Source organism: Acinetobacter sp. YH12241 (genome assembly GCF_013417535.1).
In the GTDB taxonomy this organism is placed as follows: domain Bacteria; phylum Pseudomonadota; class Gammaproteobacteria; order Pseudomonadales; family Moraxellaceae; genus Acinetobacter.
Genome location: NZ_VPDQ01000004.1, coordinates 123,546 through 147,191 on the forward strand (window position 1 = coordinate 123,546; position 23,646 = coordinate 147,191).

Sequence of the window (23,646 nt, forward strand, 5' to 3'; positions counted from 1 at the left end):
GAATGGACTCGTTCAGGATTGTGGTGCTAACAATAGCGAATTAAGTTGGTTTAATTCTGGGTCATTTGGATGGTTTTGTTGTAATTGTTGTAACACTTGATGGAATTGTTGTAGATCACCTTTCATATAAAGCGAACGTGCATAACGGACGCCAATTTTCGCACTTGGATTCAGTTCATAGGCTTTAAGCAGCACTTGGGCAGCCGTAGCAAAGTCATTCTGCAAATAACAGATATAGCCATAGGTATCCAGAATAGAAGCCTGTTCTGGTGCGTATTCCAGTGCCTGTTCAGCATAGCGCCGTGCTTCATCCAGATGGCGATTTTGACGGGCCAGCGTATAGGCATAAGCATTCAGATAGGTTGGACTATTCGGTTCGATTTTAAGCAGGGTTTTTAACAACTGATCCAGTTGATCACGATCTTCATGCGGATCTAACAACAAGACTTGAGCATAGACCAGTTCCGGATCATCCGGCAGGTTTTTGCTGGCTTCTTCCAGAATTCGGATCGCTGCGTTCTTATTATTCATGCGTTTCAGAATATCCGCTTGAGCCAGATACAGGAAACTGGCATGTTGCGGATAATTGACCCGTTCCTGAGTCAGAAAGCGCAGTGCATCATGCAGTTTATCCTGCTCGGCAAAGATCGCAATGATATTGCGTCGTGAGACCGTATACAGGCTGCCATCCACCAGGCGGTAATACGCCTTGGCGGTTTCATAATGCTGTTTGCGTTCTGCATTGACCGCCAGATAGTAATAGGCTTCATTCTGGTACTGAGCCGAATAACGGAGCTCAACCAGGTATTTTTCAGCTCGTTCATATTGCTGCAGGTCAATACTGGTCAGACCGGCAATAAACAGTGCTTCTTCGTGTTGTGGTGATTTTTTCAGGATCGTTTCTAGTTTCTGTAAGGCCTTTTCAGCTTCATTTAGCTTGATCAGGTATTTGACCTCAGCCAGACGTATATCCATGTTGTTGCGATGTTTACGACTGGCTTTCTCGTACCATTTCAGCGTTTCCGCATCATCACCCAATGCCGCCAACAGATTGGCTTTCATCAGGATATAACCAGTCGACTTTGGACGTTTTTTTAAGGCGCGGTTGATGGTATTGAGAGCCTGTTCTAGCTGACCTTTTTGTGCTTCCAGACCGGCGACCAGCACCAGAATCGAAGGATTGTCTTTGGCTTTGCTAGTACTTAGAGCCTGAATTAAATATTCACGGTCATCCGGCTCATCCGGGGCAATCCCGGCCAGAATTTCTTCCAGATCGGCGTTATCATCAATTTTCAGGATCTTTTCCAGCGTTTCTGCCGCCAGTTCGTACTCATGCGCTTTTAAGGCAATATGCGCCAGATAGAATAATGCCGGCACATCCTGTGGTTCTTGAACGACCCAGTGGGTAGAAATATCCAGCGCTGCATTCAGGTCTTCATGTTCGAGGGCGATATTGAGTGCGCGCTGTTTAACCGCGGTGGAATTGCTTTTAATGGCCAGCACAGTATAGTTGTGTAAAGCGTTTGGAATATCGCGATAGGCGAGTGCGAACTCGGCTATCATACTTTGTTTTATCGCATCATAATTTTGATTTGCATGGTAAACTGCTTCTGCTGCATAAAGATGAGCAGTTGAAGCCATGCTAACCACCAGCAAGAATGTGGTAGAATATTGCTTAATGGTAGGGCCGTTTATACGGCTAGTTGTTAGACGCAATTTTTCTTTATCCAAGTAATGCTTTTTATGACACCGATGTTGCACAATAGCATAAATTTAGTGAAATGATGACCTGATATGTCTTTCTTTGCATTGGGTGTCAACCATCAAACTGCCTCTGTAGAGCTGCGCGAAAAGATTGCTTTTAACCCTGAAAAGTTAAGCATTTTACTTGCCGAGCAAAGCCAGCACCCTGTACTGAATGATATGGTGGTGGTGTCTACATGTAACCGGACCGAAGTTTACGCGATGTCGGACAATGTCGACATGGTGCTAAACTGGCTCGCCCAGACCAATGGTATTGATCCCAAGCAATTACAGAATCATGTTTATTGCTATCAGAATGCGCAAGCCGTCACTCATCTGATGCGTGTCGCCAGTGGTCTCGACTCCCTGATGCTTGGTGAACCGCAGATTCTGGGACAGGTCAAAACCGCACTCTCTCTTGCCAAAGAATCTAAAACCGTTTCGCAAAACCTGAATCGTATCTTTGAATATGCCTTTTATGCAGCTAAGCGTGTGCGCTCGGAAACAGCAGTCGGCAGTCATGCAGTCTCAATGGGTTATGCAGTCGCGCAATTAGCATTGCAAGTGTTTAGCCGACCTGAGCAGTTGACTGTGATGGTGGTAGCCGCCGGGGAAATGAACAGTCTGGTGGCCAAACATCTGGCAGAAATGGGCGTCGGAAAAATCATTATCTGTAACCGGACTCGTGCTCGTGCAGAGAATCTGGCGCAGGAAATTGCCCACCGTGCAGATGTAGAAATTATTGACTTTGATCAACTGGCAGCAAACCTGCATCGTGCAGATGTGATTTCTAGTTGTACCGGTAGTTTGCATCAAGTCATTCACTATCCGGATGTCAAAGCTGCCTTAAAGAAGCGCCGTTACCAGCAGATGCTGTTGGTCGATCTGGCTGTACCGCGTGATATTGATCCAAAAGTTGAAAAGCTGGATGGAGTTTATCTCTATGGCGTGGACGATCTGCAAAGCGTGATTGATGAAAACCTGGCGCAGCGTCGTCAGGCAGCGGTCGAAGCGGAAGTGATGGTCAATCAACTGGCGACTGAGTTGATCACCCAGCAGAAGGTGAGTGAGGCGGGTAGTACGATTCATGCTTACCGGGATTATGGGGAAAGCTTACGTCAGGAAGAACTGGCAACCGCTATGCAACGCATCGCTAAAGGTGAAAGTGCTGAAACAGTATTGGCCGAATTTTCGCATCGTTTGACCCAAAAACTTCTGCATCCGACCTCAATCATGCTGCGTGAAGCTGCCAAAGCTGAAGATCCAAGCTATTTTGAAATGCTACAGAACAGTTTGCAGGACGTGGTTCAGCATCGCCGTAAGGTTAAACATTAAGATGATGTCGGGATAACTTTCCGATATTTAAAAGGCGTTTAAAATAAACGCCTTTTTTATTTTCATGATTTTTAATCTTCGAGTAAGGTCATGGAACGTTTTTTATCAATTTCATAAATCCGCATCTTGAGATTTTTCATCTCCGCGATGCTACTAAACTTTTTCGATTTTAATTTGTGTTGTAGACACTGATATTGCAGCTTGATCGAGAAGTCTGCCGCCAGTTTGTCTGCCTGCTCAGGAGAAGAGGTGTAATCACTGACATTGGCATGTTGCAGGATATGCTGTAACTCATGATGATGTGCAGCACAGGCACCGAGTACATAATAGGTCGACAATTCCGGATCATCCGGCAATTCATCAAAAATCACATTCAATATATTCAGAATCTTGAACAACAGCTGATCTTCACTGACCAGTGCGCGTAATGGTTCAAAATGAATATACAGATATGGATGATTCAACAGAATCGCAATGACATACTCTTCGGCATCAATTTTGGTGCTAAAGCTTAGAGAGGCGTCATTATTGACTTTGGGTTGCCATTTGCGGCTAAAACCGAGTTTTTCCCGAAAGAACTGCTGTAGTAGATAACGGAATGAGCCAGCTTTTGGCAATAATTCGGTTAGCTGACGTAGCTCTCCCATCACCTGACTTTTACCTTCAGGCGTTGCAATGTTGTGGTTCTGGGTGAGATGGGCAAAGACAAAGTCAGAGAGCAACGGTGCCTGATCCAGCAGACGGCGGAAATTTTCAATACCTTCACGACGAATCAGGGAGTCGGGGTCATGGTCATTCGGCAGAACAAAGAATTTTAGCTCACGCCCATCGTTCAGTAAGGGTAGAGCAATTTCCAGAGTACGGCGTGCCGCTTTTTGTCCAGCCGCATCACCATCAAAAGCAATGGTAATCCGGTTATTCTGCTTGAACAGAATATTTAGGTGATCAGTATTACTTGCTGTTCCCAAAGTAGCCACTGCACCATGAATGCCATATTGCTGCAAGGCAATGACATCCATATAGCCTTCCACCATCAGCCAGTCTTGAGCTTTCTGCTTGCGACCTTCATACAGCCCATACAATAACTGGTTTTTATGGAAAACTTCTGAATCGGGTGAGTTGATGTATTTTGGTTTAATTTCGTCATTTAGTGCACGACCACCAAAACCGACCACACGGCCTTTACTATCCCGAATCGGAAAAATGACACGGTCACGGAGTAGGTTAAAATCCCGGCCACTGTCGCTGGTACGAATCAGACCTAAAAGTTTGAGACCTTCAATATCCTGCGGGAAGGCTTTTTCCAGATGCTGCCAGTCTTCCGGTGCATAACCGAGTCGCCAGTAGGCAATCGTTTCTGCGGTCAGACCACGCTGTTTAAAATATTGCTGGGCACTTGGACTGTTGGGTAGCTGACGCTCATAAAACTGCGCAATATTTTCCAGCAAGTCATATAAGTTGCCATCTGCTTGTGCTTCTGCTGTAGGCATTTGCTCAAAAGCAGCAAAAGGATCATCTGTATAAAATTCAGCTTCAGGTGTCTGAATTTCAGCAAATGGATCAAAATAAGCAGACTGTTCAGGCGTCGGATTTGTAGATGTATCCGCAGTTTTTGCTGGTGATGCTGCAACCGGTTTTGGTTTAGCTTCGCGTTTGTATTTTAAGCGGTTGGAATCTTTATTGTCTTTAGGCAGTTCAATTCCGGTCTGGCTGGACAGATCTTTCATCACTTCAATGAAATTGCGGCTGCCAATATCCATTAAAAAGCGAATGGCATTACCATTGGCCTGACAGCCAAAGCAGTGGAAATACTGCTTGTCACGGTAGACGTGGAAAGAAGGCGATTTTTCCTGATGGAAAGGGCAACAGCCCGAATAAGTACGGCCAGTTTTTTTTAGTTTCACGTATTGACCAATCACATCGACAATATCGGTGCGATCGAGAATCTGATCAATCGTATGCTGAGGAATGGCCATGGTTTGCTAAGCTTCTCGTGCTGCGTTATTTAGGTGTTAAATCATTGAAAATTAAGAGTAGGATGATTCATCCAACGCTATAAATGAATTAATTGGTATAACCTGTTTGCACAATTTGTTCAAGCATTGCTCAGAAAATGCAAAAGGGCAAGTATGATAACTTGCCCTTGAGGAAATTGCACCTTCGAGAGTCGGCTTATTCAGCAATCGGTTCAGGTAGCTCAGTTTCATTAGTTTTAGGACGATCGAGTAAACCGAAAGTCATGCGATTGGTCAGACTGCGTTTTTCTGACTGGTCTTCAGATGATTGGCTAGACGTATCGGTCACGGTTTTGGCTTCTTTACCGAAAATACCCAAAGTCGCACGGTTGAAGAAACTGCCTTCACTACGTGCTGCACGCAGGTTCACAGTACCATCAGCATTCACCAGACCTGGATAGTTCAGTTTCAGTACTTCGATATATTGCTGTGCTGTGGCTTTATCACCTAGTTTGTCATAGCCGTAAGCAACGGTTGCCAGCGCTTCTGGAATCTGTGGCGTTTGTGGATAGTGTTCAATTACCCATAAACCACGTTCAACAGCAGCCAGATATGCTTTACGCTTGATATTGAAACGGGCCGCATTCATTTCGCTTTCTGCCAGTTCCTGACCGATAAACTTCATACGTTGTGCAGCGTCTACTGCATAGGTGCTTGATGGATAGCGGCGAATGAAATCGACAAAATTCTGGTAAGCTACTTTCAGGTAGCTCACATCACGGTGTGACTGTTTTAGTGAGGTATAACGTAGCAGGCCATTATAGTTCTGCTCCATATTCGCTACGCCACGGACATAGTAAGCATAGTCGACATTTGGATGTTGCGGATTCAGACGGATAAAGCGTTCTGCCAGTGCAACAGCACCTTCATAATCTTTTTGCTGGAATTTGACATACAGCAGTTCCAGTTGCGCCTGCGGTGCATACTGGCTGGTTGGGTAATAGGTTTCCAGTGCTTCGAGCTGTTTTGCTGCATCAGTATATTGTTTGCGATCTAGCGCGTTCTGTGCTTTCTGGATATAAACCTGTTCGCTAGATTCTGGACCTTTGTCCACGACTTCTTTTTTTGGATTACTGCTACAGCCTACCATTGCCGATGCAATGCCTAACGTCATAGCAAGCATTGTCATTTTATAATGTGGTAGCGACATAAAAATTCCTCTGTTAATACGGGCAATGAGCTACAATTGCACTATTAAACCACTTTTGTCTGAATGAGCAAATGAGTCAAGCACAATCTTCCAATTCTAATATCCCTGATACTGATTTCAATTTACTTGAAGATTCTGAGGATGCAGATAACCATACTTCAGACGCAACTGCAACACGTTTATCGTTGCAATTTCAATTGGATGAAAGTTATATCGGGCAACGTATCGACCAGATTGCGGCCATGGTCTGGAGCGATTTTTCTCGAGAAAAGCTCAAGCAATGGATCAAAGACGGCAATTTATTAGTGAATGGTCAACCAGTTAAGCCGAAATTTAAAAGTGACGGCTTTGAAACCCTGACTTTAAACGTTGAACTGGAGGCACAAACCCGTAGCTTGCCTGAAGATATTCCACTGGATATCGTCTATGAAGATGATGACATCATTGTCATTAACAAACCAGTGGGCATGGTGGTACATCCGGGTGCAGGCAATATGACTGGTACACTGGTCAATGCCTTGCTGCATCATTATCCGAAATCTTCTGAACTGGCGCGTGCAGGTTTAGTGCACCGGATCGATAAAGATACTAGTGGTCTATTGGTTGTCGCTAAAAATCTGGAAGCGCAGTTTGCGCTTAGCAAGCAGCTTGAGAAAAAGACCGTCTACCGTGTGTATGACCTGATCGTATATGGCAACATCATTGCCGGCGGTACCATTGATGAACCGATTAAACGTCATCCAGTGGATCGTGTGAAAATGGCAGTCCTGCCAGGCGGTAAGGAAGCGGTGACGCACTACAATGTGAAAGAACGCTTCCAGCATTTCACCCGTATTCAGGCACGTCTGGAAACCGGTCGTACGCACCAGATTCGTGTGCACTTTAGCTACCTGGGCTATGGTCTGGTGGGTGATCAGGTCTATATGCCACGTGTGCGTATGCCAGCCGGTGCTTCGCAATTGCTGGATGACACCTTGCGTGGTTTTAAACGTCAGGCACTGCATGCAGCGACTCTAGGCCTGAAACATCCACGTACCAAAGAAGAAATGACCTTTAATGCGCCGTGGCCAGAAGACTTCGCCAATCTGGTTGAAGTGCTGCGTAGCGAAAACAAGGCCTATTAATTTTTCATTCTATTAGCAGTCATTAAAAAAAGGGAAGCGACATGCAATTTGTACAAGGTTTGCCTCAAGGCGTTTATGTGGGTCAGACCCGTGTTCATCATGAACAGGTACAGCCTTCAGCCCAGCCAGAACTGGCCGGCTTTAACCTGGCTTTGCATGTCAATGATGATGCTGCACGTGTACAGAAGCATCGCATCCAGCTGTTGAAAGACTTCCAGCCTTTTGGTGTGGACAAAATTACCTGGATGACACAGACGCATAGCACCATTTGTCATACCATCAATGAGCAGATGCCTTTCGAGGCATTGGTCGGCGATGGCCTGGTCACACAGCGCAAGGCCCATGCCTTGATGATGATGACGGCAGACTGCTTACCTGTGGTACTGGGTAATGCTGAAGGCACTGAAGTAGCCAATCTGCATGCGGGTTGGCGTGGGCTGGCAGGCGGTATCGTTGAAAATACCATTGCCGCGATGCAATCCAAGCCTACCTGGGCGTGGCTCGGTGTAGCGATCAGCCAGCCTTGTTTTGAAATTGGCTCAGAAGTAAAAGAAGCTTTCTGTTCCAAATATCCTGAACTGGACAGTGCATTTCAGGCAGGGGAACAGGCCGGAAAATACTATGCGGATCTGTATGCGATTGCGCGTTACATCTTACAGCAGCAGGGTGTTGAGACTGTTCTAGGTGGCGATCAGTGTTCATATCGTCAGGCGGATGAATATTTTTCCTATCGCCGTGAAGCCAAAACCGGACGCATGGCAACATTCGTGTTTATGGCATGAAAATGTTAAACTTGATTGAAATTCTTGGTTTTTGATTGTTATGTCCCTATCTTCCCAATCTGCTGCGATTGTTTATCACAGTCCTTATGGACACACGGCTAAAGTGGCAAACTTCATTGCCGAAGGCGCACAAAAAACTGGTGTCCAGGTGCATATGATGAATGTGGAACAGGTGGATTGGGAGGTGTTGGACGCTGCCGATGCAATTGTATTTGGCTGTCCGACCTATATGGGTAGTCTGACTTCTGCCATGAAGTTATTTATGGAGCAGTCGTCCAAGCGCTGGCTGGCACGTAGCTGGCAGGGTAAACTGGCTGCAGCCTTTACCAATGGTGGTGGACTCAGTGGCGACAAGTTGGCGGTCCTGCAGCAAATCAACTTATTTGCCATGCAGCATGGCATGTTGTGGAGTGGCTTACCATTAATGCCGACAGGACGTGCAGTGACCGATCTGAATCGGATGTCGAGCTTTCTGGGTCTCATGACCCAATCTGATAATGCGCCTGTTGAAGTGACACCACCGGAAGGGGATTTACAAACCGCGATCTGGTTTGGTGAATATATTGCCTTGACACTGGCCCGTCTGAATCTGAAAGCCTAATTCGATCCATAAAAAAAACCTCCATCAATTGGAGGTTTTTTTATTGCTGGCATTATTTATGGAAAATACGCGCTTTATCACGTTGCCAGTCACGGTCTTTTTCAGATGCACGTTTGTCGTGTAACTGTTTACCTTTTACCAACGCAATTTCCAGCTTGGCATGCGGGCCTTTCCAGTAACAGGCCAGTGGTACACAGGAATAACCTTTCTGGTTGATCGCGCCCATGAGTTTTTCAATTTCACGGCGTTTCAGCAGCAGTTTACGGGTACGCGTTGCTTCAGGGACAACATGGGTAGATGCACTCAGTAAAGGCTGAATCTGTGCGCCGAACAGGAACGCCTCACCATTTTTAAAGGTGATATAGCTCTCCACAATACTCATACGACCGGCACGCAGGGATTTTACTTCCCAGCCTTGCAAGGAAAGCCCAGCTTCAAATTTTTCTTCAATAAAATAATCGTGACGGGCACGTTTGTTCAGAGCAATCGTTCCGCCGTTATTTTTTTTAACTACAGTTGCTTTCGCCATAATCAGACACTTCCAAAGTTGTAGCTATTGTACCGTAACTTTTATTGAGTTGAAGTGTTTAAATTGATGGAGTTTCTTCACTAAAAAATGAAGATTTTGTTAAAATGGAAACTTACACAATAAACAGAGTACAAATGGATGACTAAAACTCGTGTAATTTATCCGGGAACTTTTGATCCGATCACCAATGGCCATATTGATTTGGTGACCCGCGCAGCAAAGATGTTTGATGAAGTTGTAGTTGCAATTGCAATCGGACATCACAAAAACCCGGTATTTAGTCTGGAAGAACGAGTTGAACTGGCCCAAACGTCATTAAGCCATTTGAACAATGTTGAATTTGTAGGATTTGATGGCCTGCTGGTGAACTTCTTCCGCGAGCAGAATGCTACAGCGGTATTACGTGGTTTACGTGCAGTGTCCGATTTTGAGTATGAATTCCAGCTGGCCAACATGAACCGTCAACTGGATTCTCATTTTGAAGCGGTATTTTTAACCCCTTCAGAGCAATATTCTTTTATTTCATCCACATTGGTGCGTGAAATTGCTCGTTTAAGAGGTGATGTGACCAAGTTTGTTCCGCCAAACGTGGTTGAAGCCTTCGAGCGTAAACTTCAGCAAGGTTGGTAGAGTGTCTTTATATATCACCGATGAATGTATCAATTGTGATGTCTGTGAACCTGTCTGTCCGAATGAGGCAATTTTTATGGGTGACGTCATCTATGAAATTAACCCGGACTTATGTACAGAATGCGTCGGACATCACGACAAACCACAGTGCCAGTTATTTTGTCCTGTGGACTGTATCCCGCTTGATCCGAACCATGCCGAGACCCGTGAGGAGCTTCAGGCCAAGTATGAAAAACTGACTGCTCAAAAAACATCAAGCAATTAGTCGCCAGATTTGGTACTATGCGGCTCGAAGTGAGCCAGACGATCGCTGCTGTGGAGATCTCCGTGATTGAAGCAGGGGAGGAAAGTCCGGGCTTCATAGGGCAAGGTGCCAGGTAACGCCTGGGCGGCGTGAGCCGACGGAAAGTGCAGCAGAGAGTAGACCGCCTTCATTATGGTTCTGAGCAATCGGAATCGGAGGTAAGGGTGAAAGGGTGCGGTAAGAGCGCACCGCATGGCTGGTAACAGTTCATGGCATGGTAAACCCCACCGGAAGCAAGACCAAATAGGGATCCTTTAGGCATGGCCCATGCTGGATCCGGGTAGGTCGCTTGAGCGTATGAGTGATTGTACGCCTAGAGGAATGATCGTTCTCGACAGAACCCGGCTTATCGGCTCACTTCACCAAATTTTGATCAATCAGCACAATATGGGCTTGACGTTCTAAACAGAAAAACCCATAATGCGCGCACAGTTTAAGGCTATGTAGCTCAGTTGGTTAGAGCACCGCACTCATAATGCGGGGGTCACAAGTTCAAGTCTCGTCATAGCCACCATATTCTGAAAAACCCACTCCGATTGAGTGGGTTTTTTTTATAGCTAATGTTTTGTGGCTTCATTGGTTAAAAATCTAAAAAGCCTTACAATAGTTAAAATAAAACAAATAACAAGAATATGTATGATGATTAAAAATTTAATGCTATCAACTCTGATTTTCTTTATTGCTTTACCTGTTTTTGCTGCAGATTCAATTAAGTCACTTCCTTTTAAAGAAAAAAGTATTTCCAAAGCAGAAATACGATCAATTTGTCAGAAAATAAAACTTAGTTGTGATGAGAGTGGTGCAAAACTTTGGGTAGTTAAAATTGCTGAAGCTGAAAAATATTATTTAATTAATGAAAATTTACAAATGATTCAGCTTTCAAAACATCTTGGAAAGTATCAAATCGTTGATTATTGGGATCTAACCAGGTATCAACAGGTTTATGCGCTTGAAGAGGATAAGAGTGGTATAGAATTTATATATCCTGCCTTATACCCACTCTATCGGCATAGTTATGCTATTGCCTTAATTCATGGCTGGGTTTCAAATGATGCAGGTGAACAGAATGCACAGTTTATTCAATTACTTCCAAAAGGAAAGACAAAACTGGTCTTCGAGCATTTACCTTTTTACGAATACCAGAATCGACTTTCCTGCTACAAAGATATGAAAGATAAAAAGAATAATTATTGTGATGATCAGAAGGAGACCGTACTTAAGATCAGCTATAGAGATGTAGGATTGGCTTATTATGAATGGCGTTTAAGTTATTTGAATATAAACTGGCTTAAGAATAATAAAATCGACGAATATAAACAGCGGAGTTTGGCGTTAATCCCTTTTATTCAAGCGCAGTAAAGGCATGTAGCAGTGATCTAACATCATCCGTTTGCAACTGCTCACGCATTTTTAAAAACTGCTTTTCATCTAAGTCATAGAGCTTTAGAGAAAGTAGTTTCTTAATATCTTCTTCAGGGAAGCGATATTTAATAATTTTCGCAGGCACGCCACCTACAATCGCATAAGGTGGAACGTCTTTTGTGACGACAGCACCTGTTGCCACCACAGCACCTTCACCGAGCTTTACACCTTGCATAATCATGGCACGTGAGCCAATCCAACAGCCATCTCCAATGACTGTATCACCTGCAGGCACAAAACTACGTGTATCGAATGGAAACGCAGAAATCCAGTCTGTTCGGTGTAACTGGTTACCACCCATCATAATTACGCATTCTGCGCCAAAACAGACGAAATTCCCGATATAAAGCTGGTCAATCGGCTTCTCTGGTGTAGCTGGCTTATCATGCAGATAACGCACCACACAACGCTCAAAACCTTGATCCCAATAGGCTGAGTAATAACTGTAATTGCCCTTAATATGAATATTTGGATTCTTCACCGTTTTGGAGAGGAATTCGAACTCACACCAATGGTTCACAGGGGAATTAATCAACTTTTCAGCCATAACTAGGATTCAATAACAATTAATGCGTCATTATAGCGAATTGATCTTCAAGCTGGAGAACAATCCCATTCAATAACAGACCTGATTGCAGGGTTAAGTTTTACATGGTCTTAGCGGATTGAGGGATACGCGTAATGACTTTGATTTCGAAGTCAAAACCTGCCAGCCAGGTCACGCCCACAGCTGTCCAGTTCGGATAGGGCTTTTGCGTAAAAATCTGGTTTTTAACTTTCATAATGCTTTCAAATTGCTGTTCAGGATTGGTGTGAAAGGTCGTGACGTCGACAATATCATCGAAAGTACAACCAGCCGCTGCCAATGTAGCAGCCAAGTTTTCAAAAGCTCGTTCTACCTGTTTCTCAAAGTCAGGTTCAGGACTGCCATCTTCACGGCTACCAACCTGACCAGAAACAAATAATAAATCTTCTGATTTGATTGCGGCAGAATAATCATGCTGTTCATACAAAGCATGGCGATTTTGGGGAAATATTGCAGTTCTAGTCATGATAATTCTCGCTCAATTTTAATTTATACGTATTTTAGAAAGCTGTTTAAATTTTCACATACGTAACGTATGTAAACATAATTGACATACGATGCGTATGTCAATTAAAATTTTCACAATACTGATGGAAACAATATATGTCTGTACGTGAACAAAAAATGGCGGAAACCCGCAAAAAACTCATAGAAGTCGCACGTCGTGCATTTGCTGAATACGGTTATGCGGACACTTCCATGGATAAGCTCACGGCAGAAGCAGGGCTAACCCGGGGTGCGCTATACCATCATTTTGGTGATAAAAAGGGCTTATTTGCTGCCGTGGTCGATCAGATTGATTCAGAAATGGCTGAATATGCCGGGCAACATCTGGAGCAGCCTGATGATCTATGGGAGGGATTGATGCTTGAAGGGCGTACCTATATCGAACATGCTTTAAATGCTGAGTTCCAACGGATTGTGCTACGTGATGGTCCGGCAGTATTAGGGGACCCCGCACATTGGCCAAGTCAAAATAAATGCCTGCAGTCGACACGTGAATGCGTAGAACAGTTAATGGTTGAAGGTAGATTAAAACCAGTTGATGCACTTGCTGCGGCAGTCTTGCTCAATGGTGCAGCAATGAATGCAGCACTATGGGTCGCTTCTAGTGAGGATCCTGCACAGGTCTTACCTCAGGCTTTACAGGCATTTGAAGCCTTGGCATCTGGCTTCTTAAAATAAAATCGATGGGAATTTCTAGGCTCAATAAAAAACCCCTCATCTGAGGGGTCTTACAGCCTAAAATATCTAGTTAAAAATTAGATATATTCAACGCTTACAATTTCGTATTCGACTTCACCTTGTGGTGTCACGATTTTCACATCGTCGCCTTCGTTTTTACCCAGCAGGCCACGCGCGATCGGAGAGTTCACAGAGATCTTGTTGATCTTAAAGTCTGCTTCATCATCACCCACGATTTTGTAAGTTTTGCGTTCTTCAGTGTCTAGATTCTCAATAGTCACAGTGACACCAAAAACTACACGACCGTTTTGCTCCAGTTCTTTAACATCAATCACCTGGCAAGCGCCCAGTTTACCTTCGATGTCCTGAATACGGCCTTCACAGAAACCTTGCTGCTCACGCGCAGCATGATATTCCGCGTTTTCTTTTAAATCCCCATGCTCACGTGCCTCTGCAATCGCTGCAGTAATACGTGGACGATCCACAGTTTTCAGTTGGTGTAATTCTTTCTCTAAGGCAAGTTTGCCTTCGGGAGTCATAGGATAACGTTGCATAGTTGTCCCTCAGTAATAAAAATGAAAGTCTATAAATGAAAAAAAGCCCGCCACCGAGAAGGTGACGGGACTTCTCAGTAACGAATTAACCTACTGTTAAATCTTGCAAACGATATACATCCATTGGCAATTTAATTGCTAAAGCTTGGCATACAGCATCAGCACCATTCAGGGTAGTGGTATGGTATACCTTACCTTGAAGCGCAGAGCGACGGATCGAGAATGAATCCTGCTGAGCTTGTTTACCCTCAGTGGTATTGATAATGAGGTGAATTTCACCATTTTTCAAGCGGTCTACAATGTTTGGACGGCCTTCGGTTACTTTATTTACACGTTCACATTCAATACCTGCAGCTTTAATTACATCGTATGTGCCGCCAGTCGCAAGAATCTTGAAGCCAAAGTCAGCAAGCTGCTTCGCAATACCTACCGCACGTGGTTTATCAGAATCACGTACAGAGATGAATGCATGTTTCACTTCGCCTTCAGTTGGCAGACCTGGTAAACGATCGTTAGAGCCTAGAACAGCTTTGTAGAACGCTTCACCAAATGTTTTACCAACGCCCATTACTTCGCCTGTTGATTTCATTTCAGGGCCAAGGATCGGGTCAACACCAGGGAATTTGTTGAATGGGAATACTGCTTCTTTCACAGAGAAGTGAGCAGGGATAATCTCTTTGGTAAAGCCTTGAGACTCAAGAGATTGGCCAGCCATACAACGTGCAGCTACTTTTGCTAAAGATTCACCGATACATTTAGAAACGAACGGAACCGTACGAGAAGCACGAGGGTTCACTTCCAAAATGTAAACGTCATCGCCTTTCACCGCAAACTGAACGTTCATCAAGCCTACAACGCCAAGCTCTTTAGCCATAGCGATGGTTTGACGACGCATTTCGTTTTGCACGTCTTCAGACAATGAATATGGAGGAATCGAACATGCAGAGTCACCAGAGTGAATACCGGCTTGTTCAATGTGCTGCATAATACCGCCGATCACCACGTCTTTACCGTCAGATACGCAGTCCACGTCAACTTCAATCGCATCATCAAGGAAGTGATCCAGAAGAACAGGCGCTTCATTCGATGCTTGTACAGCATCACGTAAGTAGCGTTTTAATTCTTCGTCGTTATACACGATTTCCATCGCACGACCACCAAGGACGTAAGAAGGACGTACAACCAGTGGATAACCCACTTTAGCTGCTTCTGCCATACCTTCTTCAGCAGATTTTACGATGCTGTTATTAGGTTGACGAAGTTGCAGACGTTGAATCATTTGTTGGAAACGTTCACGGTCTTCTGCACGGTCAATCGCATCTGGAGATGTACCGATAATTGGCGCACCAGCTTCTTCCAAAGCACGAGCCAGTTTCAGTGGAGTCTGACCGCCGTACTGAACGATAATACCTTTCGGCTTTTCAGTACGTACGATTTCAAGAACGTCTTCAAGTGTAATCGGTTCGAAGTACAGACGATCAGACGTGTCATAGTCAGTTGAAACCGTTTCAGGGTTACAGTTCACCATGATGGTTTCATAACCGTCATCACGCATTGCCAGGGCAGCATGTACACAGCAGTAATCGAATTCGATACCTTGACCAATACGGTTAGGACCGCCACCAATCACCATGATCTTGTCACGGTTAGACGGATTAGATTCACACTCTTCATCGTAAGTTGAGTACATGTACGCTGTATCAGATTCAAACTCTGCTGCACATGTATCCACACGTTTGTAGACTGGAGTTACGCCCAGATTCCAACGGTGCTTACGGAATTGTTTTTGTGAAATACCCATCAGGTTGGCAATACGGTGGTCAGATAAACCTTTACGTTTAAATGAACGGATATTGTCAGCGTTAAGATCACCAAAACCTAAAGATTTGATTTGTTCTTCAGTTTTAACGATGTCTTCGATCTGGATCAGGAACCAGCGGTCAATATTGGTTGCCGCAAATACTTCATCAAGCGTGAAACCGTGACGGAATGCATCAGCCACATACCAGATACGTTCTGGACCTGGAACTTTAAGTTCTTGAAGAATCTTCTCGCGCGCACCTTCAGTACCCACTTCGATTTTTTCATCAAAACCAGTTGCGCCAACTTCAAGACCGCGAAGTGCTTTGTTCACAGACTCCTGGAAGTTACGGCCGATCGCCATCACTTCACCTACAGATTTCATCTGTGTAGTTAGTGTCGCATCAGCTTGCGGGAATTTTTCGAAGTTGAAACGTGGAATCTTGGTAACAACGTAGTCAATTGCTGGTTCGAACGATGCTGGAGTTGTACCGCCAGTGATGTCGTTTTTCAGCTCATCAAGGGTATAACCAACAGCCAGTTTCGCTGCGATTTTCGCAATCGGGAAACCAGTCGCTTTAGATGCCAGTGCAGATGAACGCGATACACGTGGGTTCATCTCGATGATTACCATACGACCATCTTTCGGGTTAATACCGAACTGAACGTTAGAACCACCCGTTTCAACACCGATTTCACGAAGAACTGCTAAAGATGCATTACGCATCAACTGGTATTCTTTATCAGTCAGTGTTTGTGCAGGCGCAACAGTGATCGAGTCACCGGTGTGTACGCCCATTGGGTCAAAGTTTTCGATCGCACATACAATGATACAGTTGTCGTTTTTGTCACGAACAACTTCCATCTCGTACTCTTTCCAGCCAATCAATGATTCATCGATCAATAATTGGTGAGTAGGAGAGAGGTCGAAACCGCGTTCACAGATTTCCAGGAATTCTTCACGGTTGTAAGCAATACCACCGCCTGAACCACCCATCGTAAATGATGGACGGATAATCACAGGGAAACCGAAGCGCGCTTGAATCTCAAGTGCTTCTTCCATTGATTCAGCAATAGCCGCTTTTGGACATTCCAGACCAATTTTACGCATTGCTTCGTCAAACAGTTTACGGTCTTCTGCTTTTTCGATAGCTTCTTTGGTCGCGCCGATCAGTTCAACGTTGTATTTTTCAAGAATACCGTTGGCATCCAGTGCAAGGGCACAGTTCAGTGCAGTCTGGCCACCCATCGTCGGAAGCACAGCATCTGGACGTTCTTTTTCAATGATTGCTGCAACAGTCTGCCAGGTAATCGGTTCGATATACGTTGCATCTGCCATTGCAGGGTCGGTCATAATGGTCGCTGGGTTAGAGTTCACCAGAATAACGCGGTAGCCTTCTTCACGAAGCGCTTTACATGCTTGAGCACCTGAGTAGTCAAACTCACATGCTTGACCGATGACGATCGGACCAGCACCAATGATCAAGATGCTTTTAATGTCAGTACGTTTAGCCATGATGCTTCCTTAATTACTTCTTAGATGCTTCGATAAGTTCGATGAAATGATCGAACAATGGTGCGCAGTCATGTGGACCAGGGCTTGCTTCAGGGTGACCCTGGAAGCTGAACGCAGGTTTGTCTGTACGATGGATACCTTGGTTTGTACCATCAAACAGTGAGCGATGAGTCACACGCAATACCGCAGGCAGGGTGCTTTCATCCACTGCGAAGCCGTGGTTTTGAGAAGTAATCATCACTGTACCAGTTTCGATGTTCTGTACAGGATGGTTAGCGCCATGGTGACCGTGCGGCATTTTTACCGTTTTAGCACCCGATGCAAGAGCAAGAATCTGGTGACCTAAGCAGATACCAAATACTGGAATTTCAGTTGTTTCAACAATTGTTTTTACAGCTTCAATTGCGTAGTCACATGCAGCTGGATCGCCAGGACCATTTGACAGGAATACGCCATCTGGATTTAACGCAAGTACTTTTTCAGCAGGAGTTTGTGCAGGCACCACAGTTAATTTACAGCCGCGGTCTGCGAGCATACGCAAGATGTTGGTTTTGACACCGTAGTCGTATGCAACCACATGGAATTTAAGTTCAGGTTGAGTAAAGCCTTTGCCAAGTGCCCATGAGCCTTCAGTCCATTCGAAACCGGTCGGATCACAGCATTCTTTCGCAAGGTCTAAACCACTTAAACCACCGAATGCACGTGCTTTTTCGACTGCTTCTTCTTCAGTGATGTTTTCACCCGCAAGGATACAACCGTTTTGTGCACCTTTATCACGCAAAATTCGAGTTAATCGTCGCGTGTCGATGTCAGCAATGGCAACTACATTGTGCTGTTTTAAATAATCACCGAGTGATTGATTCGCACGGAAGTTACTATGTAGTAAAGGAAGGTCACGGATAATTAAACCGTTTGCCCATACTTTATGAATACGACCTGATTCAGCGTCTTCTTCGTTGCAACCTGTGTTACCGATATGTGGGTAAGTTAGCGTTACAAGCTGCTGTGCATAACTAGGATCAGTCAAAATTTCTTGATAGCCAGTCATGGCAGTGTTGAAAACGACTTCACCAGTCGTACAACCCGATGCGCCAATTGAAGTACCTTTAAAGATAGTTCCGTCGGCAAGGGCTAAAATTGCTGGGGTGCTCAAACCAAAGCTCCTGAAATTTAGGCTGTAAAAAAGCGAGTAGACGAAAAAAAAGGAAGGTTAATTTTTAAACCTACCCTCCTATGTCTGCTCGCTTGAACTTAACACGGCATTATACGCAGAACCACCCTCCAAGTCCAATAGCTTTACAGCAAAAGTATGAGATAAATGGCTTGCTTTTTGCTTGAAAGTCTGTTTTACGAACAACGTAAAAAAATGTAAGCAATTAAGAATTGTCTAACAAATCAAATCTTAATTTTTATCAAAACTACTAATATGGATGAGTCGTAATATAACTATAGGAATAAGACACATGACTACAGCAGCGAAATCTTCCCAATCCAAGAAAAAGATCAATACCGTGGTTTCAGAAACGACTGAACAGCTTGAAAAAGTAGCAGCTGAAGCCAAAGAACAGGTGGTGGAAACCATCGAAGAAAGCAAAGAGAAACTTGAAGTCGAAGCGAAACAGCTGGGTGATACTGTGCAGGAGCAGTTACGTCAGTTGAAACAGGATCTGTTGCAACGGATCGATACTTTGAAAGAGCAGTTATTTGGTTCGCAAAAAGAACTGACTGAATTAACCAGCTTTATCAAAACCGAATTTACTGCAGTCATTGAAGACTTATCCAATATGGGTAAGGAACTGAAAGAAGATGTCAGCCAGATCTCGACCAAACATAAAGAGCATCTGACTGGTACATTCAAGCGCTCAAAAGATAGTACCATTGAAGTTCTAAAAAAGGTCAAACCCATGGTAAAAGCTGAAAGTTCAGAAAAAAGCCCTGAGCTGAAGAGTTAAGGGAAGACGCTGACTTAAATTGCATGAAAGGAGAACTGGATACGTTCTCCTTTGTCTTTTTGAGGCAAAACGGACTCACAATAATAATGAAAGGGGGTCACGATGCAGCAGCATTATTTTGTAGGTGTACTTTGTTTACTGACGCTGATTATGATGCTTAATCTGGAAAGTTGGTTGATGCGTGCACTTTATCTCGGTGTGATGATGTTATGTCTGGGATTCTTTGGACTAACTTTTGGAACGATTATCCTGATCATCTTCACGTTAACTGTAATTTTTTATGCCGCGGTAAAATCAGTGCAGGACAATTACCGCTTACATCACTAAAATGTCGAAAACAATTAAAATGAACTCTTAGTCTATCAGCTTAAATATCGTTTAAATTATTATTAAAGTAGCCAGCCCTAAGTGTTGAGAGCAGGCTAATTATTTCAATTTAATATTGACCTGAATCTACGTAGAGAAAATACAGAAAAATATTTTCTTCAAGCTATAACAGCGAACTTTGAGCGGATGAGCCGGAAAAGCCCATAAAAAAACGTGAGACTTTAATGCTCACGTTTTTTAATATCTTTGTTATCCAGCAAATGCTTTTAATCTGCATTAAAAGACATGCAGCCAATCCCGTTTATTGTGGAAGTCTGCTTCTGGGCTGCTGTGCTGCATCGCAAAGTATTGATCACCTTGTGAGGTTTTTAATACTGCTGTCAGACCAATAAACAGGTCTGCCCATTTAAGTTTATGCTCAACCATAAACTCGGTCAGATCCAGACTGACATTCAGACCATAATGGGTACGTTTAAGCTGATTCAGTTCGATATCGTATGCAGCAGGTGGCGGCATATCTTCCGGATAGCGATATTCCTCAAACTGATAGGCTTGCCAAGCCTGAGAAGGAGAGAGATTGATTTCACGATAATAATCTTCACCCTGAACCCCGATAAAGATTTCAAAGCAGGTCTGTTCCCACAAAAAATTACGACGGGGATGTGCAGTAACCATTTCTGGCCACAGCACGTACTGGTTGGGATCGCGCAACCAAAATCCGACATTCAAGCTGTATGGATTTTGCTGTTCGATGGCACCGACCAATGAGATTGCCTGAAAACGGCGATCAAATGCGCTGAGTTCGTAACTGGCCATAAATCCTGTACTTAGTTAGAAAGATGGGCAAAACGGACAAGATTGGATAACTTCTGGTTTTGCTTTGGTGCTTTCTTGTAAAGCAGCGCAATTTTACCAATAGTTTGTACCACTTCAGCACCTGTAGTTTCTGAAAGTTCAGCAATGAGTGCTGCACGTGCTTCACGGTCTTCAGCCACCACTTTTACTTTAATGAGTTCGTGATCATTAAGGGCACGATTTAGCTCTTCAACTACAGATTCAGTTAAGCCTTTGTCACCAAGCATTACAACCGGGTTTAATGCATGTCCAATTTGACGTAAACGCTTACGTTCCTGAATAGATAAAGACGCCATGAGAGATAACCTGATTTTTAAAACGGCTTAGTATAGCAAAAGCGAAAAATAAACGCTGTAAATTCTCAGGAAATAATCACTTGTAAATAATCGCAAATTACACCGGAATACTCAGATTTAGATACACATGTATACTGCAAAAAATGTGTTTTTCCCGTACAATGAATCATTAGAAGTTTTTTTTATTTAGAGAGTTATGGCAACACGCATTACCAACCAAAAGTTATCTAAAAGTAGTCGTGCGTGGATGAGAGAGCATCTTGATGACTTTTATGTGAAAAAAGCACAAAAAGAAGGTTATCGTGCCCGTGCTGCGTACAAGTTGCTAGAAATTCAGGAAAAATACGGCATTATCAAACCCGGCATGACGGTAGTGGACTTGGGTGCTGCCCCAGGAAGCTGGTCCCAGATTGCCGGAAAACTGGTCGGTGATAAAGGTCTGGTGATTGCATCAGACATCTTAGAAATGGATGCGCTACCTGATGTGACTTTCTTGCAGGGCGATTTCCGTGAACAAGAAGTATTCGATAAATTGTTAAATATTTTAAACGGACGCACAGTAGACGTTGTAATTTCAGATATGGCCCCCAATACATCAGGTAATAGAGCTGTAGATCAACCTCGTCAGATTTATTTATGTGAACTTGCTCTGGATTTTGCCAACAAGGTACTCGGTCCCAAAGGACAGTTTGTAGTGAAAGTATTCCAGGGTTCAGGTTTTGATGAATTTCGTAAAGAAGTCGTCAACAGTTTTGATGTATTGAAGACGATTAAACCTGCTGCATCACGTGCCCGTTCGAAAGAAGTGTTTCTGGTCGGACAGGGACGCAAGAAGGCTTTGAAATAAAGTTTACTTGCCAACACGTTAAAAATTGTGCATTTTGTAGGTTTTTACATTATTGCAAATTGATTTGCAGCTTATTGATTAAGGTCACCCTTCGAGGGCATGATCAAATTAGATTGGAATGGGAAATAAAGCTTTGAGCGATCTTTTTAAGAATGCCGTATTGTGGCTCGTGATACTGGGTGTGCTGGTGTTAATCTTCAGCAACGTCAGTGACCGCAATCAACCGACTACAATGAACTATTCGGAGTTTGTTGCCGCGGTCAATGCTGGCCAAATTAAACAAGTTACAATTGATGGCGAAAGAATTCGCGGTGAAAAATCAAACGGTTCAGAGTTTGAAAGCATTCGCCCGGCAGTTCAAGACCCAGAACTGATGCCAAGCCTGATTAAAAATAATGTGGTCGTTGAAGGTGAAGCGCCTCAACGTCAAGGCTTGCTCATGCAATTGCTGATTGCAAGTTTCCCTGTACTTCTAATCATTTTGTTATTCATGTTCTTTATGCGCAACATGGGTGGTGGTGCAGGCGGCAAGAATGGCCCAATGAGCTTTGGTAAATCTAAAGCGAAAATGCTATCTGAAGACCAGATCAAAGTAACATTTACTGATGTGGCGGGTTGTGATGAAGCAAAACAGGAAGTAGTCGAAATTGTTGACTTCCTGAAAGATCCTGCAAAATTCAAACGCTTGGGTGCGACTATTCCTAAAGGCGTCCTGATGGTGGGTCCTCCAGGTACAGGTAAAACCTTGCTGGCTAAAGCCATTGCAGGTGAAGCAAAAGTTCCATTCTTTAGTATCTCAGGTTCTGACTTCGTTGAAATGTTTGTCGGTGTCGGTGCATCACGTGTACGTGACATGTTCGAACAGGCAAAACGTCATGCGCCATGTATCATCTTCATTGATGAGATTGATGCAGTCGGTCGTCATCGTGGTTCAGGTACAGGTGGCGGTCATGATGAACGTGAACAGACTCTGAACCAGATGCTGGTAGAAATGGATGGTTTCGAAGGCAATGAAGGCATTATTGTCATCGCTGCAACTAACCGTGCTGATGTACTGGATAAAGCCTTACTTCGTCCAGGTCGTTTCGACCGTCAAGTCATGGTAGGTCTACCAGATATTAAAGGTCGTGAGCAAATCCTGAATGTACACTTGAAGAAACTTCCTTCTACTACTGGTGTAGATGTCAAAGTTCTTGCTCGTGGTACGCCAGGCTTCTCAGGTGCACAGTTGGCCAATCTTGTAAACGAAGCGGCATTATTTGCTGCACGCCGTAACAAGAACACAGTCGACATGCATGACTTTGAAGATGCGAAAGACAAACTGTACATGGGTCCTGAACGTAAATCGATGGTACTTCGTGAAGAAGAACGTCGTGCTACGGCTTACCATGAAGCAGGTCATGCGATTGTTGCAGAAATGCTTCCAGGTACAGACCCTGTGCATAAAGTCACCATCATGCCGCGTGGCTGGGCATTAGGTGTCACCTGGCAGTTGCCTGAATTTGACCAGACTAGCCATTATAAAGACAAAATGTTGAATGAACTTTCAATCCTGTTCGGTGGTCGTATCGCAGAGGAAGTCTTCATTAACCAGATGTCGACTGGTGCTTCGAATGACTTTGAACGTGCAACTAAAATGGCACGTGCAATGGTGACCAAATATGGTATGTCAGACAAGTTAGGTGTCATGGTCTACGAAGATGACTCTCAACAGTCTTTCATGGGTAGCATTGGTACCCGTACGATTTCTGAGGCCACCCAACAACAGGTAGATGCGGAAGTTCGTCGCATTATTGATGAGCAATACAAGGTTGCGCGCGATATCCTTGAAAACAACAAAGATATTGCCCATGCCATGGTGAAAGCGCTACTTGAATGGGAAACAATTGATCGTGAACAGATTCGTGACATTATGGAAGGTCGTGAGCCAAAACCACCTAAAGTTTATGTTTCAGACAATCCAGTGATTGATGTAACACCGACTGATGGTCCAATGACTCCTCCGCCATTACCAGCGAACTAAGTTAAAAATTAAAACCACCTTCGGGTGGTTTTTTTATGGCCATTGTTTTGTCATATCTAGTTGAATGCTA

At 44.0% G+C, this 23,646-nt stretch carries 23 protein-coding genes, 1 tRNA gene and 1 other RNA gene; 14 read left to right on the forward strand and 11 right to left on the reverse strand.

All coding sequences use genetic code 11. The features are described from left to right. Positions 1 to 12: 12 nt before the first annotated feature. The gene (locus FTV18_RS03975) at positions 13 to 1,716 is read right to left on the reverse strand and encodes a tetratricopeptide repeat protein (protein ID WP_180016900.1); all 1,704 of its coding nucleotides are present in this window, start codon (positions 1,714 to 1,716) and stop codon (positions 13 to 15) included. Positions 1,717 to 1,794: 78 nt separating this feature from the next. Here FTV18_RS03975 and hemA point away from each other — a divergent pair, with 78 nt between their 5' ends. Next, the gene (gene hemA, locus FTV18_RS03980; protein ID WP_180016902.1) at positions 1,795 to 3,078 is read left to right on the forward strand and encodes a glutamyl-tRNA reductase; all 1,284 of its coding nucleotides are present in this window, start codon (positions 1,795 to 1,797) and stop codon (positions 3,076 to 3,078) included. Between the two features lie 71 nt (positions 3,079 to 3,149). Here the strand turns inward: hemA and FTV18_RS03985 are convergent, their stop codons facing one another. Next, entirely contained in the window at positions 3,150 to 5,054 is a 1,905-nt protein-coding gene (locus FTV18_RS03985; RefSeq protein WP_180016904.1) for a DNA primase, read from the reverse strand. Positions 5,055 to 5,250: 196 nt separating this feature from the next. Further along, positions 5,251 to 6,243, reverse strand: a complete 993-nt coding sequence (locus tag FTV18_RS03990) for an outer membrane protein assembly factor BamD (RefSeq protein ID WP_180016906.1) — start codon at positions 6,241 to 6,243, stop codon at positions 5,251 to 5,253. Between the two features lie 71 nt (positions 6,244 to 6,314). Here FTV18_RS03990 and rluD point away from each other — a divergent pair, with 71 nt between their 5' ends. The 3 genes from rluD to FTV18_RS04005 are packed head-to-tail and all read left to right on the forward strand — an operon-like array spanning position 6,315 to position 8,750. Continuing rightward, positions 6,315 to 7,367, forward strand: a complete 1,053-nt coding sequence (rluD, locus tag FTV18_RS03995) for a 23S rRNA pseudouridine(1911/1915/1917) synthase RluD (protein WP_004784827.1) — start codon at positions 6,315 to 6,317, stop codon at positions 7,365 to 7,367. A 41-nt stretch (positions 7,368 to 7,408) separates the two neighbouring features. Continuing rightward, positions 7,409 to 8,149 (forward strand): peptidoglycan editing factor PgeF, encoded by a 741-nt coding sequence (gene pgeF, locus FTV18_RS04000; RefSeq protein ID WP_180010598.1) that lies wholly within the window; start codon positions 7,409 to 7,411, stop codon positions 8,147 to 8,149. Between the two features lie 40 nt (positions 8,150 to 8,189). Next, positions 8,190 to 8,750, forward strand: a complete 561-nt coding sequence (locus tag FTV18_RS04005) for a flavodoxin family protein (RefSeq protein WP_180010600.1) — start codon at positions 8,190 to 8,192, stop codon at positions 8,748 to 8,750. A gap of 52 nt (positions 8,751 to 8,802) precedes the next feature. Here FTV18_RS04005 and smpB read toward each other — a convergent pair whose 3' ends face one another. After that, positions 8,803 to 9,279, reverse strand: coding sequence for an SsrA-binding protein SmpB (gene smpB / locus FTV18_RS04010; RefSeq protein ID WP_004784822.1), 477 nt, complete (start codon positions 9,277 to 9,279; stop codon positions 8,803 to 8,805). 138 nt (positions 9,280 to 9,417) lie between these two features. Between smpB and coaD the strand changes: the two genes are divergently transcribed. From coaD to FTV18_RS04035, 5 genes are all read left to right on the forward strand, one after another. Next, positions 9,418 to 9,909: a pantetheine-phosphate adenylyltransferase gene (coaD, locus tag FTV18_RS04015; RefSeq protein ID WP_004784820.1), complete on the forward strand. Its 492-nt coding sequence runs from the start codon at positions 9,418 to 9,420 to the stop codon at positions 9,907 to 9,909. A gap of 1 nt (position 9,910) precedes the next feature. After that, on the forward strand, positions 9,911 to 10,174 hold the full coding sequence (locus FTV18_RS04020; RefSeq protein ID WP_034581081.1) for a YfhL family 4Fe-4S dicluster ferredoxin: 264 nt from the start codon (positions 9,911 to 9,913) through the stop codon (positions 10,172 to 10,174). Positions 10,175 to 10,200: 26 nt separating this feature from the next. Next, an RNA gene (rnpB, locus tag FTV18_RS04025) (RNase P RNA component class A) lies at positions 10,201 to 10,578 on the forward strand. A gap of 72 nt (positions 10,579 to 10,650) precedes the next feature. After that, positions 10,651 to 10,727: transfer RNA gene (locus FTV18_RS04030), tRNA-Met, on the forward strand. A gap of 122 nt (positions 10,728 to 10,849) precedes the next feature. After that, the gene (locus tag FTV18_RS04035) at positions 10,850 to 11,572 is read left to right on the forward strand and encodes a hypothetical protein (protein ID WP_166137866.1); all 723 of its coding nucleotides are present in this window, start codon (positions 10,850 to 10,852) and stop codon (positions 11,570 to 11,572) included. Here the strand turns inward: FTV18_RS04035 and FTV18_RS04040 are convergent. After that, entirely contained in the window at positions 11,556 to 12,182 is a 627-nt protein-coding gene (locus tag FTV18_RS04040) for a CatB-related O-acetyltransferase (protein WP_166137831.1), read from the reverse strand. The genes FTV18_RS04035 and FTV18_RS04040 overlap by 17 nt on opposite strands. Positions 12,183 to 12,282: 100 nt before the next feature. Further along, positions 12,283 to 12,687: a RidA family protein gene (locus FTV18_RS04045; protein WP_166137828.1), complete on the reverse strand. Its 405-nt coding sequence runs from the start codon at positions 12,685 to 12,687 to the stop codon at positions 12,283 to 12,285. 137 nt (positions 12,688 to 12,824) lie between these two features. On the opposite strand from FTV18_RS04045, the gene FTV18_RS04050 reads away from it, so the two are divergent. Then, positions 12,825 to 13,406, forward strand: a complete 582-nt coding sequence (locus FTV18_RS04050; RefSeq protein ID WP_180010602.1) for a TetR/AcrR family transcriptional regulator — start codon at positions 12,825 to 12,827, stop codon at positions 13,404 to 13,406. A 77-nt stretch (positions 13,407 to 13,483) separates the two neighbouring features. On the opposite strand, the gene greA is transcribed toward FTV18_RS04050, so the two are convergent. From greA to carA, 3 genes are all read right to left on the reverse strand, one after another. Beyond that, entirely contained in the window at positions 13,484 to 13,960 is a 477-nt protein-coding gene (gene greA, locus FTV18_RS04055; protein ID WP_005236827.1) for a transcription elongation factor GreA, read from the reverse strand. A gap of 85 nt (positions 13,961 to 14,045) precedes the next feature. After that, positions 14,046 to 17,276 (reverse strand): carbamoyl-phosphate synthase large subunit, encoded by a 3,231-nt coding sequence (carB, locus tag FTV18_RS04060; protein WP_159123473.1) that lies wholly within the window; start codon positions 17,274 to 17,276, stop codon positions 14,046 to 14,048. Between the two features lie 13 nt (positions 17,277 to 17,289). Further along, on the reverse strand, positions 17,290 to 18,429 hold the full coding sequence (carA, locus tag FTV18_RS04065; RefSeq protein ID WP_005236823.1) for a glutamine-hydrolyzing carbamoyl-phosphate synthase small subunit: 1,140 nt from the start codon (positions 18,427 to 18,429) through the stop codon (positions 17,290 to 17,292). A gap of 310 nt (positions 18,430 to 18,739) precedes the next feature. Here carA and FTV18_RS04070 point away from each other — a divergent pair, with 310 nt between their 5' ends. Then, entirely contained in the window at positions 18,740 to 19,228 is a 489-nt protein-coding gene (locus FTV18_RS04070; protein WP_004784804.1) for a hypothetical protein, read from the forward strand. Between the two features lie 102 nt (positions 19,229 to 19,330). After that, positions 19,331 to 19,555, forward strand: coding sequence for a hypothetical protein (locus FTV18_RS04075; protein ID WP_159123475.1), 225 nt, complete (start codon positions 19,331 to 19,333; stop codon positions 19,553 to 19,555). Between the two features lie 276 nt (positions 19,556 to 19,831). Here the strand turns inward: FTV18_RS04075 and FTV18_RS04080 are convergent, their stop codons facing one another. Together FTV18_RS04080 and yhbY are read right to left on the reverse strand one after the other, a co-directional pair. Next, a complete protein-coding gene (locus FTV18_RS04080; protein ID WP_180010604.1) occupies positions 19,832 to 20,371 on the reverse strand; it encodes a DOMON-like domain-containing protein in 540 nt (179 codons plus the stop codon). 11 nt (positions 20,372 to 20,382) lie between these two features. Next, complete coding sequence (gene yhbY / locus FTV18_RS04085; protein WP_004784797.1) at positions 20,383 to 20,706, reverse strand: ribosome assembly RNA-binding protein YhbY; 324 nt, start codon at positions 20,704 to 20,706, stop codon at positions 20,383 to 20,385. 196 nt (positions 20,707 to 20,902) lie between these two features. Between yhbY and rlmE the strand changes: the two genes are divergently transcribed. Both rlmE and ftsH read left to right on the forward strand, forming a co-directional pair. Continuing rightward, positions 20,903 to 21,553, forward strand: a complete 651-nt coding sequence (gene rlmE / locus FTV18_RS04090; RefSeq protein WP_004784794.1) for a 23S rRNA (uridine(2552)-2'-O)-methyltransferase RlmE — start codon at positions 20,903 to 20,905, stop codon at positions 21,551 to 21,553. Positions 21,554 to 21,686: 133 nt separating this feature from the next. After that, positions 21,687 to 23,576 carry an ATP-dependent zinc metalloprotease FtsH gene (ftsH, locus tag FTV18_RS04095; protein WP_034170205.1) on the forward strand — a complete coding sequence of 630 codons (1,890 nt, stop codon included), beginning with the start codon at positions 21,687 to 21,689 and terminating at the stop codon, positions 23,574 to 23,576. Positions 23,577 to 23,646: the final 70 nt, after the last annotated feature.

Coding starts and splice junctions, on each gene's coding strand:
- hemA (WP_180016902.1), top strand. CDS start 1,795: ATGTCTTTCTTTGCATTGGGTGTCAACCATCAAACTGCCTCTGTAGAG.
- FTV18_RS03985 (WP_180016904.1), bottom strand. CDS start 5,054: ATGGCCATTCCTCAGCATACGATTGATCAGATTCTCGATCGCACCGAT.
- FTV18_RS03990 (WP_180016906.1), bottom strand. CDS start 6,243: ATGTCGCTACCACATTATAAAATGACAATGCTTGCTATGACGTTAGGC.
- rluD (WP_004784827.1), top strand. CDS start 6,315: ATGAGTCAAGCACAATCTTCCAATTCTAATATCCCTGATACTGATTTC.
- pgeF (WP_180010598.1), top strand. CDS start 7,409: ATGCAATTTGTACAAGGTTTGCCTCAAGGCGTTTATGTGGGTCAGACC.
- FTV18_RS04005 (WP_180010600.1), top strand. CDS start 8,190: ATGTCCCTATCTTCCCAATCTGCTGCGATTGTTTATCACAGTCCTTAT.
- smpB (WP_004784822.1), bottom strand. CDS start 9,279: ATGGCGAAAGCAACTGTAGTTAAAAAAAATAACGGCGGAACGATTGCT.
- coaD (WP_004784820.1), top strand. CDS start 9,418: ATGACTAAAACTCGTGTAATTTATCCGGGAACTTTTGATCCGATCACC.
- FTV18_RS04035 (WP_166137866.1), top strand. CDS start 10,850: ATGATGATTAAAAATTTAATGCTATCAACTCTGATTTTCTTTATTGCT.
- FTV18_RS04040 (WP_166137831.1), bottom strand. CDS start 12,182: ATGGCTGAAAAGTTGATTAATTCCCCTGTGAACCATTGGTGTGAGTTC.
- FTV18_RS04045 (WP_166137828.1), bottom strand. CDS start 12,687: ATGACTAGAACTGCAATATTTCCCCAAAATCGCCATGCTTTGTATGAA.
- FTV18_RS04050 (WP_180010602.1), top strand. CDS start 12,825: ATGTCTGTACGTGAACAAAAAATGGCGGAAACCCGCAAAAAACTCATA.
- greA (WP_005236827.1), bottom strand. CDS start 13,960: ATGCAACGTTATCCTATGACTCCCGAAGGCAAACTTGCCTTAGAGAAA.
- carB (WP_159123473.1), bottom strand. CDS start 17,276: ATGGCTAAACGTACTGACATTAAAAGCATCTTGATCATTGGTGCTGGT.
- FTV18_RS04070 (WP_004784804.1), top strand. CDS start 18,740: ATGACTACAGCAGCGAAATCTTCCCAATCCAAGAAAAAGATCAATACC.
- FTV18_RS04075 (WP_159123475.1), top strand. CDS start 19,331: ATGCAGCAGCATTATTTTGTAGGTGTACTTTGTTTACTGACGCTGATT.
- FTV18_RS04080 (WP_180010604.1), bottom strand. CDS start 20,371: ATGGCCAGTTACGAACTCAGCGCATTTGATCGCCGTTTTCAGGCAATC.
- yhbY (WP_004784797.1), bottom strand. CDS start 20,706: ATGGCGTCTTTATCTATTCAGGAACGTAAGCGTTTACGTCAAATTGGA.
- rlmE (WP_004784794.1), top strand. CDS start 20,903: ATGGCAACACGCATTACCAACCAAAAGTTATCTAAAAGTAGTCGTGCG.